At 66.7% G+C, this 16573-nt stretch carries 16 protein-coding genes; 8 read left to right on the top strand and 8 right to left on the bottom strand.

What is annotated here, in order from left to right; genetic code table 11:
• Positions 1–23 precede the first annotated feature (23 nt).
• Together ACFW0H_RS09050 and ACFW0H_RS09045 are read right to left on the bottom strand one after the other, a co-directional pair.
• Positions 24–3164 carry an efflux RND transporter permease subunit gene (locus ACFW0H_RS09050; RefSeq protein ID WP_422913557.1) on the bottom strand — a complete coding sequence of 1047 codons (3141 nt, stop codon included), beginning with the start codon at positions 3162–3164 and terminating at the stop codon, positions 24–26.
• Between the two features lie 14 nt (positions 3165–3178).
• Positions 3179–4354 carry an efflux RND transporter periplasmic adaptor subunit gene (locus ACFW0H_RS09045; protein WP_422913556.1) on the bottom strand — a complete coding sequence of 392 codons (1176 nt, stop codon included), beginning with the start codon at positions 4352–4354 and terminating at the stop codon, positions 3179–3181.
• A 148-nt stretch (positions 4355–4502) separates the two neighbouring features.
• Here ACFW0H_RS09045 and ACFW0H_RS09040 point away from each other — a divergent pair, with 148 nt between their 5' ends.
• Positions 4503–5123, top strand: a complete 621-nt coding sequence (locus ACFW0H_RS09040; protein ID WP_422913555.1) for a TetR family transcriptional regulator — start codon at positions 4503–4505, stop codon at positions 5121–5123.
• Between the two features lie 145 nt (positions 5124–5268).
• On the opposite strand, the gene ACFW0H_RS09035 is transcribed toward ACFW0H_RS09040, so the two are convergent.
• The gene (locus tag ACFW0H_RS09035) at positions 5269–5466 is read right to left on the bottom strand and encodes a heavy-metal-associated domain-containing protein (RefSeq protein WP_422913554.1); all 198 of its coding nucleotides are present in this window, start codon (positions 5464–5466) and stop codon (positions 5269–5271) included.
• 109 nt (positions 5467–5575) lie between these two features.
• Here ACFW0H_RS09035 and ACFW0H_RS09030 point away from each other — a divergent pair, with 109 nt between their 5' ends.
• The 3 genes from ACFW0H_RS09030 to cueR all read left to right on the top strand — a co-directional run bounded on the left by ACFW0H_RS09030 (position 5576) and on the right by cueR (position 8849).
• Positions 5576–5947: a hypothetical protein gene (locus ACFW0H_RS09030; RefSeq protein WP_422913553.1), complete on the top strand. Its 372-nt coding sequence runs from the start codon at positions 5576–5578 to the stop codon at positions 5945–5947.
• 62 nt (positions 5948–6009) lie between these two features.
• Positions 6010–8451 (top strand): heavy metal translocating P-type ATPase, encoded by a 2442-nt coding sequence (locus ACFW0H_RS09025; RefSeq protein WP_422913552.1) that lies wholly within the window; start codon positions 6010–6012, stop codon positions 8449–8451.
• Positions 8448–8849: a Cu(I)-responsive transcriptional regulator gene (gene cueR / locus ACFW0H_RS09020; RefSeq protein WP_422913551.1), complete on the top strand. Its 402-nt coding sequence runs from the start codon at positions 8448–8450 to the stop codon at positions 8847–8849. Before ACFW0H_RS09025 ends, cueR begins: the two co-directional genes overlap by 4 nt.
• A 250-nt stretch (positions 8850–9099) precedes the next feature.
• Here the strand turns inward: cueR and bfr are convergent, their stop codons facing one another.
• The 3 genes from bfr to ACFW0H_RS09005 all read right to left on the bottom strand — a co-directional run bounded on the left by bfr (position 9100) and on the right by ACFW0H_RS09005 (position 11489).
• Positions 9100–9564 (bottom strand): bacterioferritin, encoded by a 465-nt coding sequence (bfr, locus tag ACFW0H_RS09015; protein WP_422913550.1) that lies wholly within the window; start codon positions 9562–9564, stop codon positions 9100–9102.
• A gap of 59 nt (positions 9565–9623) precedes the next feature.
• Positions 9624–10523, bottom strand: coding sequence for a PA4780 family RIO1-like protein kinase (locus ACFW0H_RS09010; RefSeq protein ID WP_422913549.1), 900 nt, complete (start codon positions 10521–10523; stop codon positions 9624–9626).
• A gap of 72 nt (positions 10524–10595) precedes the next feature.
• Positions 10596–11489, bottom strand: coding sequence for a LysR family transcriptional regulator (locus ACFW0H_RS09005; RefSeq protein WP_422913548.1), 894 nt, complete (start codon positions 11487–11489; stop codon positions 10596–10598).
• 101 nt (positions 11490–11590) lie between these two features.
• On the opposite strand from ACFW0H_RS09005, the gene ACFW0H_RS09000 reads away from it, so the two are divergent.
• On the top strand, positions 11591–12232 hold the full coding sequence (locus ACFW0H_RS09000; RefSeq protein WP_422913547.1) for an NAD(P)-dependent oxidoreductase: 642 nt from the start codon (positions 11591–11593) through the stop codon (positions 12230–12232).
• A 10-nt stretch (positions 12233–12242) separates the two neighbouring features.
• Positions 12243–12524 (top strand): DUF2218 domain-containing protein, encoded by a 282-nt coding sequence (locus ACFW0H_RS08995; protein ID WP_422913546.1) that lies wholly within the window; start codon positions 12243–12245, stop codon positions 12522–12524.
• A gap of 131 nt (positions 12525–12655) precedes the next feature.
• Here ACFW0H_RS08995 and ACFW0H_RS08990 read toward each other — a convergent pair whose 3' ends face one another.
• The gene (locus ACFW0H_RS08990; protein WP_422913545.1) at positions 12656–13450 is read right to left on the bottom strand and encodes an AraC family transcriptional regulator; all 795 of its coding nucleotides are present in this window, start codon (positions 13448–13450) and stop codon (positions 12656–12658) included.
• A gap of 82 nt (positions 13451–13532) precedes the next feature.
• Between ACFW0H_RS08990 and ACFW0H_RS08985 the strand changes: the two genes are divergently transcribed.
• Both ACFW0H_RS08985 and ACFW0H_RS08980 read left to right on the top strand, forming a co-directional pair.
• Complete coding sequence (locus ACFW0H_RS08985; RefSeq protein ID WP_422913544.1) at positions 13533–14537, top strand: bile acid:sodium symporter family protein; 1005 nt, start codon at positions 13533–13535, stop codon at positions 14535–14537.
• Between the two features lie 232 nt (positions 14538–14769).
• Positions 14770–15108, top strand: coding sequence for a hypothetical protein (locus tag ACFW0H_RS08980; protein WP_422913543.1), 339 nt, complete (start codon positions 14770–14772; stop codon positions 15106–15108).
• Between the two features lie 148 nt (positions 15109–15256).
• Here the strand turns inward: ACFW0H_RS08980 and ACFW0H_RS08975 are convergent, their stop codons facing one another.
• On the bottom strand, positions 15257–16534 hold the full coding sequence (locus ACFW0H_RS08975) for an acetyl-CoA C-acetyltransferase (RefSeq protein WP_422913542.1): 1278 nt from the start codon (positions 16532–16534) through the stop codon (positions 15257–15259).
• Positions 16535–16573: the final 39 nt, after the last annotated feature.

The following is a 16573-nucleotide window of genomic DNA, read 5'->3' as shown; positions in this document are numbered from 1 at the left end:
CCCTACAATCGATCGCTCACATCCTACCCTTCATGGACCTCCTCGGCCTTGGGCGCTTTCTTGCGGTCCAGCCATTCCGAAGCCTTCTCCACCAGCATGAAGAACATGGGGATGAGGAAGGTGGCCAGCACGGTCGCCGCGAGCATCCCGCCGATCACCCCGGTGCCGATGGAGTGGCGGCTCGCCGAGCCGGCGCCGGTGCTGATGGCCAGCGGAACGCAACCGAGAATGAAGGCCAGGGAAGTCATCACGATCGGGCGGAAGCGCAGCTTGGCCGCCTCCAGCGCCGCCTGCATCGGCGGCATGCCCTGTTCGCGGCAGAGCACCGCGAACTCGACGATGAGGATGGCGTTTTTCGCCCCGAGGCCGATCAGGGTCACCAGGCCGACCTGGAAGTACACGTCGTTCTGGATGCCGCGCAGCCACACCGCGAGGATGGCGCCGAACACCGCGAAGGGCACGGCGGTGACCACCGCCAGCGGCAGGGTCCAGCGCTCGTACTGGGCGGCGAGGATGAGGAACACCATGATCAGGCCGAAGATGAAGGCGGTACTGCCGGAGCCGTGGGTGGCCAGTTCCTGGAAGGCCGAGCCGATCCAGCCGAGGGTGTAGTCCTCGCCCAGCACCTCGTTGGCCACTTCCTGCATGGCCTCCAGCGCCTGGCCGGAGCTGTAGCCCGGCGCCGGCCCACCGAGCACCTTGGCTGCCGGGTAGACGTTGAAGCGCGCATAGGAGTCCGGCCCGAGGATGCGCTCCACCCGCACCAGGGAAGACAGCGGCACCAGGTCGTCGCTGGTCGAGCGCACGTAGACCTGGCTGAGGTCATCCGGTTTGCGGCGGAACTCCGGCTCCGACTGCAGGCTCACCTGCCAGGTGCGGCCGTAGAGGGTGAAGTCGTTGACGTAGTAGCTGCCGAAGGTGGCCTGCATGGCGGTGAATACATCGTTGATCGCAACGCCCAGGGCACGCGCCTTGGTGCGGTCGAGGTCGATGTAGTACTGCGGCACGTTGGCGTTGAAGGTGGTATTCACCCCGGCCAGCTCAGGACGCTTGGACGCTGCGGCAACGAACTTCTGCACCACCTGTTCCAGTTGCTGCACGGTGCCGCCGCTGCGGTCCTGGATATAGGCCTCGAAACCGCCGGTGGTGCTCATGCCGGTGATCGGCGGCGGGTTGAAGGACAGCACAATGCCGTCCTTCTGCCCGGCGCCCATGCCCATGAAGGTGTGGGTGAGGTTGCGCGCATCCAGCTCGGGGGTGGTGCGCTCGCTCCAGTCCTTCAGCGGCACGAAGGACACCCCGGCGTTGCTGCGAGTGCCGAAGGTGAGGATGTCGAAGCCGGCGAAGGTGACCACATCCTGCACTGCCGGATGCTTCATCAGTTCCGCGTCTACGGCACTGGTGAGTTCCTCGGTGCGGGTCAGGGAAGCGGCCGGCGGCAGGAAGTAGGCATTGAGCACGTAGCCCTGGTCCTCGTCCGGCACCAGGGCACCGGGCACCCGACCGAAGAGGATGACCAGCAGCGCGATCATCCCGCCGAACAGCAACAGGCCGAGCATTGCGCGCTTGAGGAAGAACTGCACCCCGGCGCCATAGCCGTTGGTCATGCGCTCGAAGAAGCTGTTGAACCAGCGGAACGGCGCTGCCGGCTGGCCATGGGTGGGCTTGAGCATCAGGGCGCAGAGCGCTGGTGACAGGGTCAGGGCGACGATGCCGGAGATCACCACCGACACGGCGATGGTGATCGCGAACTGCTGGTACATCTGCCCCGCCAGGCCGCCGAGGAAGCCGACCGGGATGAACACCGCGCAGAGCACCAGCACGATGGCGATGATCGGCCCCGTCACCTCCTCCATGGCCTCGATCGCCGCCTCGCGCGGGCCGATCTTCTTGGTCGCCATCACCCGCTCGACGTTCTCGATCACCACGATGGCGTCGTCGACCACGATACCGATCGCCAGCACCATGCCGAACAGGGTCAGCAGGTTGATGGAGAATCCGAGCATGTACATGCCGGCGAAGGTGCCCACCAGGGACACCGGGATCGCCAGCACCGGGATCAGGGTGGCGCGCCAGTTCTGCAGGAAGATGAAGACCACCAGCACCACCAGCAGCAGGGCCTCGAAGAAGGTGTGGATCACCTCCTCGATCGAGACTTCCACGAACTTGGTGGTGTCGTAGGGGATCTTGTAGGCGATGCCCTCGGGGAAGCGCTTGGCCAGCCGCTCCATGGTCGACTTCACCGCGTCGGCGGTATCCAGGGCGTTGGCCCCCGGCTGCAGGTAGATACCGAAGGCGGCGTTCTGCTGGCCGTTGAGGGCGGTCATCAGGGAGTAGTCCTGGGCCCCCAGTTCGACCCGCGCCACGTCTTTCAGCAGCAGGCTGGCGCCGGTGGCGTCGGAGCGCAGGATGACCCCCTCGAACTCCTTGGGATCGGTGAAGCGACCCTGGGTGGTCACCGTGTAGGTGAAGTCCTGGGGTTGGTTCAGCGGCTGCTGGCCGAAGCTGCCGGCGGCGAACTGGGAGTTCTGCTCGCGAATGGCGTTGACCACGTCGGTCGGGGTGAGGTCGTACTGCGCCAGCTTGTCCGGGCGCAGCCAGATGCGCATGGAGTAATCCTTGGAGCCGAACTGGCTGGCGTCACCCACGCCGGGAATCCGTTTCAGCTCGTCGATCACGTTGATCAGCGCGTAGTTGCTGATGTAGATCGGGTCGCGGGAATTGTCCGGGGAATAGAGGGTGACCACCTGGAGGATGTCGGAGGATTTCTTTTCCACCTTCACCCCTTGCCGGCGCACTTCTTCCGGCAGCTTGGCGAGGGCCGCCTGCACCTTGTTGTTGACGTCGATGGTGGCCTGGTCGGGATCGCGGCCCACCTCGAAGTACACGGTCAGGCTCATGGCGCCGCTGCTGTCGGAGTTGGACAGCTGGTAGATCATGCCCTCCACGCCGTTGATTTCCTGCTCCAGGGGAGCGGCCACGGTTTCCGCGATCACCTGGGAACTGGCACCCGGATAGACGGCGCTTACCGACACCTGGGGCGGAAGGATTTCGGGGTACTGGGCGATCGGCAGGGCGCGCATGGCGGCCAGGCCGGCGAGCACGACGACGATGGAGATCACCGCAGCGAAGACGGGTCTGTCGATAAAGAAGCGCGAGATCACGACGGGCGCTCCTTTCAGGACTGTTTCGTGGTCTGTTCAGCGGGGGCCTTGCTGGCCTCCACCGCCTTCACCGGCGAGTCGGGCCGCACCTTGGGCAGGCCTTCGACTATTACCCGGTCGCCAGCGCTGACACCGGCTTCGATCACCCAGCGGCCATCACGGGTATCGCCGGTCTTCACCTGGCGTACCCGCGCCATGCCGTCCTTGTCCACCACATAGACGAAGGTTCCGCGCGGTCCCTGGGCCAGGGCACGCTCCGGCAGGGTGATCGCCTGAGGCCGGGTGAAACCCTTCACCAGCACCCGCACGAACATGCCGGGGAGCAGTTTCTGCTCCGGATTGGGCACCACGGCCCGCGCACTGACGGTGCCGGTGCCGGTGTTGACGAAGCTGTCGGTGAAGTCCACGCGGCCGGACAGCGGGTAGGTGGAACCATCGCCGAATTTCAGGTCGGCACTGAGCAGTCCGTCCGGCGGCAACTCGATCTTGCCGTTCTTCACCCCGTCGCGCAGGCGCTCGGCCTCGGTGTCCGGGTAGGCGAAGTTCACATAGATGGGGTCGAGCTGCGTGAGTTGGGTAAGCAGGCTGCCGTTGGGGTCGCCAGCCACCACCAGGCTACCCTCGGAGCGGGTTTCCTTGCTGGTCATGCCCGAGATGGGCGCTTCCACCGTGGTGTAGTCGAGATCGATCTGCCGCGCCTTCACCTCCGCCTGGGCGGCTTCGACGTTGGCCTTGCTCTGTTCGAAATTGGAGATCGCGTTGTCCAGTTCGCTTTCGCTGGCATAGCCCTTCGCCTGCAACTCGCGGGTGCGTTTGAGGTCGCGCTCGGTCTGGCGATAACGCGCCTGCTCCTGGGCCAGGGCACCCTTGGCCCGTGCCAGGGCCGCTTCATAGGTGCGCGGGTCGATGCGGAACAACACCTGGCCCTGCTTCACCCGGCTGCCTTCGGTGTAGGTGCGCTGCTGGAGGATGCCACTCACCTGGGCCCGCACTTCCACTTCGCGAAAGCCCGCCGTGCGCCCGGCGTATTCCAGGACCAGTGGCAACGGGGCGGACTTGGCGGTCTCCACCATCACTTCCGGAGCGGGTGCTGTTCCGGCGGGCGTTTCAGCGGCACCGACAAGGCCAGCGAAACTGGCGCTTGCCACGAAAAGTGCAAGGCTGAAGGGAAGGCTGCGAGCAAACGGCATAGGTGTCTCCATACGGTGCCGATACGGCAAGCGACCAGCGGGCGCTGATCGTTACATTCATTTGTGTCTGTAAACGGTTGTTAACCGGGCAAAATCGGTAAACTCCGTTCCCCAAACAAGAAGCCTAGACAGTATTGGCCCAACTGCTATGCGCAGAACGAAAGAAGAAGCTGAGAAAACACGGGGTGCGATTCTCGTCGCAGCCGAACACCTGTTCCTCGAGAACGGCGTGGCCCACACCTCCCTGGAACAGATCGCCCGAGCCGCCGGGGTGACCCGGGGCGCGGTCTACTGGCATTTCCAGAACAAGGCCCACCTGTTCAACGAGATGCTCTCCCAGGTACGCCTGCCCCAGGAGCAGATGATCGAACGCCTGTGCGGCTGCAATGGCCAGGACCCGATGATGTCCCTGCGCGACCTCTGCCTGGAAGCCATCGTCAACCTGGCGCGGGACGAACAGCGGCAGCGCATCTTCACGATCCTGCTGCACCGATGCGAATTCACCGAGGAGTTGCGCGAGGCGGAAGAGCGCCACTATGCCTTCGTCGACCAGTTCATCCAGCTCTGCGAAGGACTTTTCGACCGCCCCGCCTGCCGCTCACGACTGCGCCCGGGCATCACGCCGCTGCGGGCGTCCCGGGCGGTGCATGGGTTGCTGGTCGGCATGCTCAGCGACTGGACCCGCGACGCGAAGCTGTTCGACCCGCTGCAAGACGCCGAACCCATGGTCGATGCGCTGTTCCAGGGGCTGGTGAAGGATTGGGCGTGAAGCTGGATTCACCCGCTGGAAACTCCATGTCGATCACTGCGTAGGGTGGAAATCCCTTTGGGGATTTCCACCATCGGTGTCTCGCATGGTCTCGCTGGTGGATAGAAAAGCGCTATCCACCCTACACGGCTGGCGGGTGCCAGCCTCAGGCCACCTCGGCCTGATAGCCCTCCTCGCGGATCGCCGCCAGCACCTGCTCCTGCGCCAGCCGGCTGGCTACCCGCACCTCACCTGCGCCCAGGTCCACCTGCACTTCGGCGGCCTGGTCACGGGCCTGCACGGCCAGGGTAATGGCGCGGACGCAATGCCCGCAGGACATGCCTTGAACCTTGAATACCTGCATGGTCGATCTCCTGGGTGTGAAAGCTGGCGCCAGTGTCATCCTTGCCACCATGGCAAGGTCAATAGCACCTCCTAAACTGGAAACCGTCCCCCCTGCGGGAGGTTTTCCCATGCCCGGACTCCGCCCTGCCCTCTTCGCCCTGCTCGCCGTGCCGCTGCTGGCCCAGGCCCAGTCGTCCGTCGACTACGGGGTGCTGATCATCTCCCGCGAGCGCGTGGAACTGGCCACCGCCTGTGACGTTGGCCTGTATCTGGAAGACCAGTTGGCCGCACGGCTGGTGCAGGGCCAAATGGTGTCCTTCAACCTGCCGCCGGGCCCCCTGTCGATCCGTCTCAGCCTGCTCGGCCCCGGTCCCTGCAAACCGGGTATCGAACAATTGCGTCAGCAGTCCATCACCCTGATGGCCGGCGAGGTGCGCAAGTACCGTCTGGCCCAGAGCACGGAAGGCCTCTACCTGGTGCCGACCACAGCCGGGCAATGACCCTTGACCTTTCCCTCGTGTCAAGGTTGATCCTAAGCCGGAGTTATTAAGGAGGATCAACCATGACCAATCCAACGGCGTTCGATCTGCCCATCTCAGGGATGACCTGCGCCAGCTGTGCCGGCCGCGTGGAGCGGGCCCTGGCCAAGGTGCCGGGGGTGCAGGCCGCCAGCGTCAATCTGGCCACCGAACAGGCCCGCGTCCAGGCCTCCGGCGACAGCCTGCCGGCACTGGTGGCGGCCGTGGAAGCCGCCGGCTACCAGGTGCCGGCCCAACGCCTGGAACTGGCCATCGGCGGCATGACCTGCGCCAGCTGCTCCGGCCGCGTGGAGCGCGCCCTGCGCAAGGTGCCGGGGGTGGCCGAGGCGACGGTGAACCTGGCCAGCGAACGCGCCCACCTGCACATCTTCGGTCAGCCCGACAGCGCCCGCCTGATCGCGGCCGTGGAAGCCGCCGGCTACTCCGCCAGCCTGGTGGACGAAGCCCGGCCGCCGGTGGACGATGCCGAGGCCCGCCTGAGCCGCGAGCGCTGGGCGGTGCTGCTGGCCCTCGCCCTGGCGCTGCCGCTGGTGGTGCCCATGGTGGTGGAATGGTTCGGCCTGCACTGGATGCTGCCGGCCTGGGTCCAGTTCGTCCTGGCCACCCCGGTGCAGTTCATCCTCGGCGCGCGTTTCTATCGCGCCGCCTGGAAGGCGGTGAAGGCCGGCGCCGGCAACATGGACCTGCTGGTGGCCATCGGCACCAGCGCCGGTTACGGGCTCAGCCTCTACCAGTGGTGGGTGGCGCAGCCCGGGCAGATGCCGCACCTGTACTTCGAAGCCTCCGCCGTGGTGATCGCCCTGGTGCTGCTGGGCAAGTACCTGGAAAGCCGCGCCAAGCGCCAGACCAGCGCCGCCATCCGCGCCCTTGAGGCCCTGCGTCCGGAACGCGCCACCCGCCTGCGCGATGGCCGCGAGGAAGAGGTGGCCATCGCCGCCCTGCAACTGGGTGACCTGCTGGTGGTGAAACCTGGCGAGCGCTTCCCCGCCGACGGCGAGGTCAGCGAAGGCCAGAGCCACGCCGACGAGGCCCTGATCAGCGGCGAAAGCCTGCCGGTGCCCAAGCAGCCCGGCGACCGCGTCACCGCTGGCGCCATCAACGGCGAAGGCCGGCTGCTGGTGCGCACCACGGCCCTTGGCGGCGAGACCGTGCTGGCGCGGATCATCCGCCTGGTGGAAGACGCCCAGGCGGCCAAGGCGCCGATCCAGAAACTGGTGGACCGGGTCAGCCAGGTGTTCGTCCCGGCGGTGCTGCTGATCGCCGTCGCCACACTGGTCGGCTGGCTGATGACCGGCGCCGGCATCGAAACCGCGCTGATCAACGCCGTCGCCGTGCTGGTGATCGCCTGCCCCTGTGCCCTGGGCCTGGCCACCCCTACTGCCATCATGGCCGGTACCGGCGTCGCCGCGCGCCACGGTATCCTGATCAAGGACGCCGAAGCGCTGGAAGTGGCCCACGCCGTACAGGCGGTGGCCTTCGACAAGACCGGCACCCTGACGTCCGGCAGCCCGCGCATCGCGCACATGGCAGCCCGTAACGGCGACGAAGGCGAGCTGCTGCAACTGGCCGGCGCCCTGCAGCGAGGCAGCGAACACCCCCTGGCCAAGGCGGTGCTGGACGCCTGCGCCGAACGTAGCCTCCAAGCCCCCGCCGTCGACGCCAGCCAGGCCCTGGCCGGCCGTGGTATCCAGGGCCGGGTGGGCGGCCGCCTGCTGGCCCTGGGCAACCGCCGCCTGCTGGACGAGCAAGGCCTGCCGGCCGGCGAACTGGCCGATTACGCCAAGGCGTGGGAAGCCGAAGGCCGTACGCTGTCGTGGCTGCTGGAACTGGAGCCGGAGCGCCGCGTGCTCGGTCTGTTCGCCTTCGGCGACACCCTCAAGCCGGGCGCGGCGGGAGCCGTGGCGGCCCTGCGTGAACGGGATATCCACAGCCACCTGATCACCGGCGACAACCGTGGCAGCGCGAAGGTGGTGGCCGAGGCCCTGGGCATCGAATCGGTCCATGCCGAAGTACTGCCGGCGGACAAGGCCGCCACCGTGGCCGCGCTCAAGGCGAACGGCGCCGTGGTCGCCATGGTCGGCGACGGAATCAACGACGCCCCGGCCCTGGCCGCCGCCGACGTCGGCATCGCCATGGGCGGCGGTACGGACGTGGCCATGCATGCCGCCGGCATCACCCTTATGCGCGGCGACCCACGCCTGGTGCCGGCGGCCCTGGATATCTCCCGGCGCACCTATGCGAAGATCCGCCAGAACCTGTTCTGGGCCTTCATCTACAACCTGGTCGGCATCCCCCTGGCCGCCGTCGGCCTGCTCAGTCCGGTGGTGGCCGGCGCGGCCATGGCGCTGTCCAGTGTCAGCGTGGTAAGCAACGCGCTGCTGCTGAAGACCTGGAAGCCGGCAGGGGCGAATTCATCCGCCAAGCGCGCCGAAGCGGCGCCAGAAGACGCGAGGACAACGGTATGAACATCGGCCAAGCCGCCAAGAAAAGCGGGCTGACCGCGAAGATGATCCGCTACTACGAAGGCATCGGCCTGCTGCCGGAAGCCGTACGCACTGAAAGCGGCTATCGGATCTACAACACCCGGGACCTGCACAGCCTGGCCTTCATCAAGCGCTCGCGGGACCTGGGTTTCTCGCTCGAGGAAGTCGGCCGGCTGCTGGAACTCTGGCACGACCGAGGGCGCGCCAGCGCCGACGTGAAGGCCCTGGCCCGCAACCATATCGACGAACTGAATCGCAAGATCGCCGAACTTGCGGGCCTGCGCGACACCTTGCAGGAACTGGTGGAGCACTGCCACGGCGACCACCGGCCAGACTGCCCGATCCTCAAGGACCTGGAGTCCGGTGGCGGCTGCCACTGACGACGCGACGCGGCTCCCATGGCGCGCTGCTCTTGTAGGGGCGAATTCATTCGCCAAGCAGGCCGAAGGGCTGCCCTTCGGCGTCGTGCCAATCCCACCAGCCCTCTCCCCCGCCCCCTCTCCCGCCCGCGGGAGAGGGGTGACTCAAGGCCCACCCGTGGCGCGCGGGTCCTGTAGGGGCGAATTCATTCGCGATTGCCCAAACGATAAGGGCCGCAAATGCGGCCCTTTCGGTTCAGCTCGATCAGCCTCAAGCCTGGGATTGCAGGTAGTTCTGCAGGCCGACGCGGTCGATCAGGCCCAGTTGCTGCTCCAGCCAGTAGGCATGGTCTTCCTCGGTGTCCTTGAGCTGGGCGGCGAGGATGTCGCGGCTCATGTAGTCCTTGTGCTTCTCGCACAGGGTGATGCCCTTGCTCAGTGCGGCGCGCACTTCGTACTCCAGCTTGAGGTCGGCGCGCAGCATGTCCGGCACGGTGTGGCCGGGATGGATGGTCTTCGGACGCATGTCCGGCGTGGCTTCGAGGAAGAGGATGCGCTGCAGCAGGGCGTCGGCGTGCTGGGTCTCTTCTTCCATCTCGTGGTTGATGCGCTCGAACAGCTTGTTGAAGCCCCAGTCCTGGTACATCCGCGAATGCAGGAAGTACTGGTCCCGAGCGGCCAGTTCGCCACGCAACAGATCCTTGAGGTATTCCACCACTTCGGCTTGGCCTTGCATCTCTAAATCTCCTGTAAATCCGACGGACAAGGATCGTGCGCCGATCCGGCCCGGTCAAGTCAGCCTTGGCCCAGCAACCAGGGCGGTGTCGGCTCTTCGCGCCCTGCTGGAGCATCACGCTCCGCCAGGGCCGTCTGGCGCCGCGCCTCGTCGGCCAGGGCTGCCTTGATCTCACGCATCACCGCGTCCAGGTCGGCGGCGTCCTCCGGCTCGGCGAACTGGCCGGAGAGCTCGGTCTGCGGCGTCAGCTTGCCGTCTTCATACAGCGCCCACATTTCCTTGGCGTAGCGGGTGTACTTCAACTCGGGGGCGAACTGCCCGAAATAGGCTGCCATGTTGCCGACATCACGTTCGAGCATGCGAAAAGCGTGATTGTTGCCGGCGGCGTCCACCGCCTGGGGCAGGTCGATGATCACGGGGCCGTAAGGGTCCAGGAGTACGTTGAATTCGGAAAGGTCGCCATGAACCAGGCCGGCGCAGAGCATCTTGACGATCTCGCCGATCATGAAGGCGTGGAATTCGCGGGCGTCTTCCGGCGTCAGGTCGACATCGTTCAGGCGCGGTGCGGCATCGCCTTCACCGTCGCTGACCAGTTCCATCAGCAGCACGCCATCGAGGAAGTCGTAGGGCTTGGGCACCCTGACCCCGGCATTGGCCAGGCGGAACAGTGCGGCCACCTCGGCGTTCTGCCAGGCGTCCTCGCGCTCGCGGCGGCCGTATTTCGAGCCCTTGGCCATGGCGCGGGCGTCCCGGCTGTTGCGAACCTTGCGGCCCTCCTGGTACTCGGCGGCCTGGCGGAAACCACGCTTGTTGGCTTCCTTGTAGACCTTGGCGCAACGCAGCTCGCTGCCGCAGCGCACGACGTAGACGGAGGCTTCCTTGCCGCTCATCAGCGGGCGCAGGACTTCATCGATCAGGCCATCTTCCAGCAGTGGCTCGAGGCGTTTCGGGGTCTTCATGCGGGGGCGGCGGGCAGTCTCAGGAATCGGGGGACGGTGGGCCGACGTTATACGGCATGCCGACGCCCACGGCTATCCACGACGCAACAGGCCGCGACGCAAGGCTTCGATGGCATAGCGCACCTTGGCCGGTTGGGCGTCGCGGCGCGGGGTGACGATGTAGAGCCCCACCGGCGGCGGCTGCCATTCCGGCAACAGCGCCAACAGGCGCCCGCTGGCCAGTTCCTCGCGAATTTCCGCCTCCGGCTGCAGGGACAGGCCCATTCCGGCCAAGGTGAAGCTGCGCACGGCAAGGATGTTGTTGCAGCCCACCCGGGGCTCCAGGCGCAGCCGCTGCTGCTCGCCGTCGGGGCCGGTGAAGGTCAGCTGGTGCTGCTGGCGCTCGCCGTTGAGGCTGATCCAGTCCAGCTCCAGCAACTGCTCGGGGCGACGGATCGGCCCCTTGCGCGCCAGGTAGGCCGGCGCGCAGCAGAGCACCGCCGGCCAGTCGGCGAGATGTCGTGCGACCAGGCTGGAGTCCTCCTGGCGGCCGACGCGTATCGCCAGGTCGATGCGCTGCTCCACCAGATCGATCTGCTCGTCATGGAAGAACAGCTGCAGGCTCAGCCCGGGATGGGCGTCCAGCAGCGGCGCCAGGGCCTCGGTCAGCATGCCTGTGGAAAAGCCCACCGGCGCGGCGATGCGCAGCTCGCCCACCGGCGCATCGCGCAACTCGGCCAGGCGCTGCTCGGCCTGCTGCGCCAGCTCCAGCACCTGGGCGCAACTCTTGTAGAACACCGCGCCGGCCTCGGTCAGGGTCAGTTTGCGGGTGGTGCGGTGGAGCAGGCTGACCTGGGTTTCCTGCTCCAGTTTGCGGATCTGCTGGCTGACTGCCGAGGCGGTCATGCCCAGCGCCTCGGCAGCAGCCACCATGCTGCCCCGCTCCACCACTGTGGCGAACACCGCCATGCGCTTGAGCTGCTCCATTCGTAAGCTCCGCTTAATTGTGAAAGCACCTGACGGCACTTTTTCCACCGATTATTCAGCAGCGATTATGCCCCACCTCGCAACCCATCCTGGAGATGCCCATGAAAATCGCCCTGATCGGCGCCACCGGCTTCGTCGGTTCCGCCGTGCTCACCGAGGCCTTGCAGCGCGGCCACCTGGTGACCGCCATTGTCCGTCACCCGGAAAGACTTCCCCGGCACGCCAATCTCACCGCGCAAAAGGGCGACGCCTACGACGCGGCCGCCATCGCCAGCGCCGTGGCCGGCCACGATGCCGTGATCCACGCCTTCAACCCCGGCTGGGACGAGGCGAAGATCCGCGAGCTGTTCATCGAAGGCACCAAGGCCATCATCGCCGGGGTGAAGCAAGCCGCTGTGAAGCGCCTGCTGGTAGTCGGCGGCGCCGGCAGCCTCTACGTCGCGCCGAACTTGCAACTGATCGACACGCCGGATTTCCCCGCCGAGTACAAGGAAGGCGCCGAAGGCGCACGCCAGGCGCTCAATCTGATCCGCGAAGAACGGGGCCTGGATTGGAGCTTCATCTCCCCGCCGGCGCTGCTGCAGCCCGGCGGGCGCAGCGGCCGTTTCCGCATCGGCGGCGACCAGTTGCTGATGAGCGGCGAACAGCCGGCCAGCATCTCGGTGGCCGATCTTGCGGTCGCCATCATCGACGAGCTGGAACAGCCCCGGCACATTCGCCAGCGCTTCACCGTCGGCTACTGAGGAATCCGCCATGACCTTGACCGCTTCCGCCCATGTCGCCACCGCCACCCCGGCGCGCTACATCACCCGCCTGTGCAAGCACTTCGCCCACCGGGTGACCGTCAGTTACGACGAACTACAGGGCCGCATCGAGTTCGACCTGGGCCTCGGCCTGCTGCGCGCCGAAGGCGACGGCCTGACCCTGGCCGTGGAGAGCCAGACGCCGGAAGGCCTGGAACGTTTGAAGGAGATTGTCGGCAGCCACTTCGTACGGGTGGCCTGGCAGGAGGAGTTGCAGTTGGAGTGGCAGTAATCGTGGGGAATGAATAGCTGTAGGGGCGAATTCATTCGCCATGCAGGCCGAAGGGCTGCCCATCGGACTCCACTGGGGGGCAGCTGCGCTGCCCTTGGCGAATGAACTCGCCCCTACAAGAATCGGCCGACCTACATCCCCCGGAACAACTCCCCCGGCGTTACGCCGAACCGGCCCTTGAAGGCGGCGATGAAGGCCGACGGCGACTCGTAGCCGCTGGCCAGGGCCACTTGCATGACGCTGGCGCCACCCTCCAGCGGCTGCAACGCGGCCAACAGGCGCAGGCGCTGGCGCCATTGGCGGAAGCTCAGCCCGGTCTCGCGCTGGAAGGCGCGGGTCAGGGTCTTTTCCGAGGTGTTCAGCCGCAGCGCCCACTCCCCCAGGCTGTGGCCGAGGTCGGGCTGCGCCACCAGTTCGCTGCACAGCCGCAACAGGCGCGGCTCGGCCGGCATGGGCAGGGAGAAACCGGCTTCGGGCAGGGCCTGGAGCTGGTCCAGCAATACCGCCACCAGCCGCGCCTCGACGCTGTCACCCTCGGGGTACTCCACCGGCAACTCGCAGAAGGCCTTGATCAGTTCCCGCGCCAGGGGAGTCACTTCCAGCACCCGGCAACGCTCCGGGGCCCAGGCGCTGGCGTCGCGGCGCACGTAGAGGCTGCGCATCTCGGCGTGCATCGAGGTCACCACTTCGTGCTCCAGCCCGGCCGGCACCCACACCGCCCAGTGTGGCGGCGCGTAGTAGCTGCCATCAGCGGTGTGCACGCCGAGCACACCGCTGATGGCAAAGGACAGCTGTACCCAGTCATGGCTGTGACGAGCGGTCCAGGAGCCAGCGCGCAAGCTCTCGGCACGGGCATAGAGGGGACGGGGCAAGCGTTCGAGCCGGGGAATCTGGCGCTGCAGGTCCTGTTGTCCGTTTGGCGACATCTTTTGATCCCATGTCGTTAGACGGTCGGATTCTGCGCCCGCTAGTCTCCGGCCTCAAGTTCGCGCGAAAAACGGAGGCCCCATGTCGGCACTCAAATCCCTGAAACGCCTGGTTACCGACTGGTTCCTCGGCGGCATGCTGCTGGCGGTGGCCCTGGCCTGCCTGTTCCCCGAGATCGGCAAGCACGGCGGCATCCTGCATGCCGGTAGCCTGATCAACGCCGGGGTCTTCCTGGTGTTCTTCCTCCACGGCATCAACCTCTCCACCGAGCAGATCCGGGCCGGGCTGGGCAACTGGCGCCTGCACCTGATGGTGCAACTCTTCACCTTCGCCATCTTCCCGCTGCTCTGGCTGGTGGCGGACAGGCTGCTGGGCACGCGCATCCCACCCATGCTGATGCTCGGCTTCTTCTACCTCTGCGCCCTGCCCTCGACCATTTCCTCCTCGGTGGCGCTGACCGGCAGCGCCGGTGGCAACGTGCCCGCAGCCATCCTCAATGCCAGTCTGTCGAGCCTGCTGGGGGTATTCCTGACGCCCTGGCTGATCAGCCTGGTGGCCGACGCCAACGGCGGCATCGATCTGGGCGACACCCTGCTGGACCTCAGCCTGCTGCTGCTCCTGCCGCTGGTGCTGGGCCAGGCGCTGCGTCCGCTGTGGGGCCGGTTCTTCGCCCGCTACAAGCGCTACACCGCCGTGTTCGACAAGCTGGTGATCCTGCTGCTGGTATTCGCCTCCTTCAGCGACTCGGTGGCCGGCGGCGTCTGGCAGCAACAGGGGCCGGAAACCCTGCTGCTCGCCTTTGTCGGCTGCGCCCTGCTGCTGGCGCTGATGCTCTGGCTGACCACCCGCTCCGCGCGGAGCCTGGGCTTCAACCATGCGGACGAGATCGCCGGCGTGTTCTGCGCCACCAAGAAATCCCTGGCCGCCGGCGCCCCCATGGCCGCCATCATCTTCGGCGCCAGCCCGGCCCTGGGCCTGATCCTGCTGCCGATCATGCTCTACCACCAGATGCAGCTGATCGTCTGCGCGGTCCTGGCGGAACGCTACTCCCTGCGCGGCCAGGCGCTCGCCGCCAGCGCGGCCTGAGCCGCCCCCTCTCGCCCCGACTCCGGGGCGAGGGGGCCCCATTCCTGCGCCCCAGTTCCCCCACTTTTGGGGCAACGAAACCGCCCCCGGCCCACTGAACCGCGTCCCAGAGGATTTCCCGGGCATGGCACACGCATTGCTGAAGACCTGTTGCCACTGTGAAACACCGGGGTGCAGGCCGGGAAGGCTGCATGCGTCCGTAGGCGATCGTGCGATAGGGAGGTTTCTTCGAATGACCCATTCCAGGCTGCAGTGCGAATCCGAGCTGGGCGTGACCGATTTGCCGTTTCTCAGGGACTACCTGAAAGCCATCTTCAAGCCCCAGGCACCCCCCACGGCCCAGCGCAAGACACCGGCCGAAGCGCCCTGGATCGAATACGTGGCGGGCCAGTGGGTGGTGGTCAAGCGCCGTGTCGATCTGCCGACGGAAAGGCGCAGATCCCACGGCATGCGCGAGCACATCGACAGGTTGCTGGATCGGGGCTGGAGCATCACCGGTCGCTACCCGGTGCGGCTGGAGTTCCAACAACAGGTGAAGATCGTCAAGGGCGGCCTGCTGGTCGATGGCTGAGGCGCCTGGACCGCTGGACGGCGGAAGCCCGCCCGTGGCGGCGTTTGCGGCGGTGAAAAAAAGGGCGGCCCCGACATTGCGGGCCGCCCTAAATCACGGAGTTGCTTACATCGCGTGGCGGCGATGACTTGCCGCCACGGGTATTGGATTACTTTTCCAGGATCGCGGTCACACCCTGGCCACCGGCGGCGCAAATCGAGATGAGCCCGCGCCCCTCCCCGGCCATCGAAAGCAGCTTGGCCAGGTTGGCGACGATGCGCCCGCCGGTGGCCGCAAAGGGGTGGCCGGCGGCCAGGGAACTACCCTTGACGTTCAGCCTGCTGCGATCGATGGCGCCCAGGGGCTTGTCCAGGCCGAGGCGAGTCTGGCAGTAGTCGGCGTCCTCCCAGGCCTTGAGGGTGCAGAGCACCTGGGCGGCGAAGGCTTCGTGGATTTCGTAGTAGTCGAAGTCCTGCAGGCACAGGTTGTTGCGCGCCAGGAGCCGCGGCACCGCGTAGACCGGCGCCATCAGCAGGCCTTCCTCGCCGCTGACAAAATCCACCGCCGCCGCCTCGCCATCCCTGAAGTAAGCGAGGATCGGCAGCCCGCGCGCCTTGGCCCAGTCCTCGCTGGCCAACAGCACCACCGAGGCGCCGTCGGTGAGCGGTGTGGAGTTGGCCGCCGTCAGGGTGCCGCGCGGGCCGCGTTCGAACACCGGCTTCAGGTTCGCCAGCTTCTCGGCGTTGATGTCCGGGCGCAGGTTCTGGTCGCGGGTCAGGCCACGGAAAGGGGTCATCAGGTCGCTGTGCCAGCCCTCGGCGTAGGCCGCCGCCAGTTTCTGGTGACTGGCGACGGCCAACTGGTCCTGTTCATCGCGCGGGATCGCCCAGGTCTGCGCCATCAGCTCGCAGTGTTCACCCATGGACAGCCCGGTGCGCGGCTCGCCATTGCGCGGAATGTGCGGCGCCAGGTGGCGCGGGCGCACCTTAAGCAGGGCCTTGACCTTGTCGCCGGTGGACTTGGCGCGGTTGGCTTCGAGGAGGATCTTGCGCAGCCCCTCGTTCACCCCGATGGGGGCGTCGGACGTAGTGTCCACGCCGCCGGCGATGCCGCTGTCGATCTGCCCCAGGGCGATCTTGTTGGCCACCAGGATCGCCGCCTCCAGGCCGGTGCCGCAGGCCTGCTGGATATCGTAGGCCGGCGTTTCCGGCGCCAGCCGCGAGCCCAGCACGCATTCGCGGGCCAGGTTGAAGTCGCGGGAATGCTTGAGCACCGCGCCGGCGGCGAACTCCCCTACCCGCACGCCATGGAGGTTGAAGCGTTCCACCAGGCCTTCGAGGGCGCTGGTCAGCATGTCCTGGTTGCTTGCCGTGGCGTACAGGGTATTGGAGCGGGCGAAGGGGATGCGATTGCCGCCGACGATGGCGACCCGGCGCAGCTGGGCCATGGTGACTCCTTTCGGGGTGAGGGTTTGCGGGATCCAGTG

This window comes from Metapseudomonas cellulosilytica, from assembly GCF_049334135.1.
Lineage (GTDB): Bacteria > Pseudomonadota > Gammaproteobacteria > Pseudomonadales > Pseudomonadaceae > Metapseudomonas.
The sequence above is the reverse complement of the archived record's forward strand: the minus strand, read 5'-3'. Positions and strand labels throughout refer to the sequence as shown.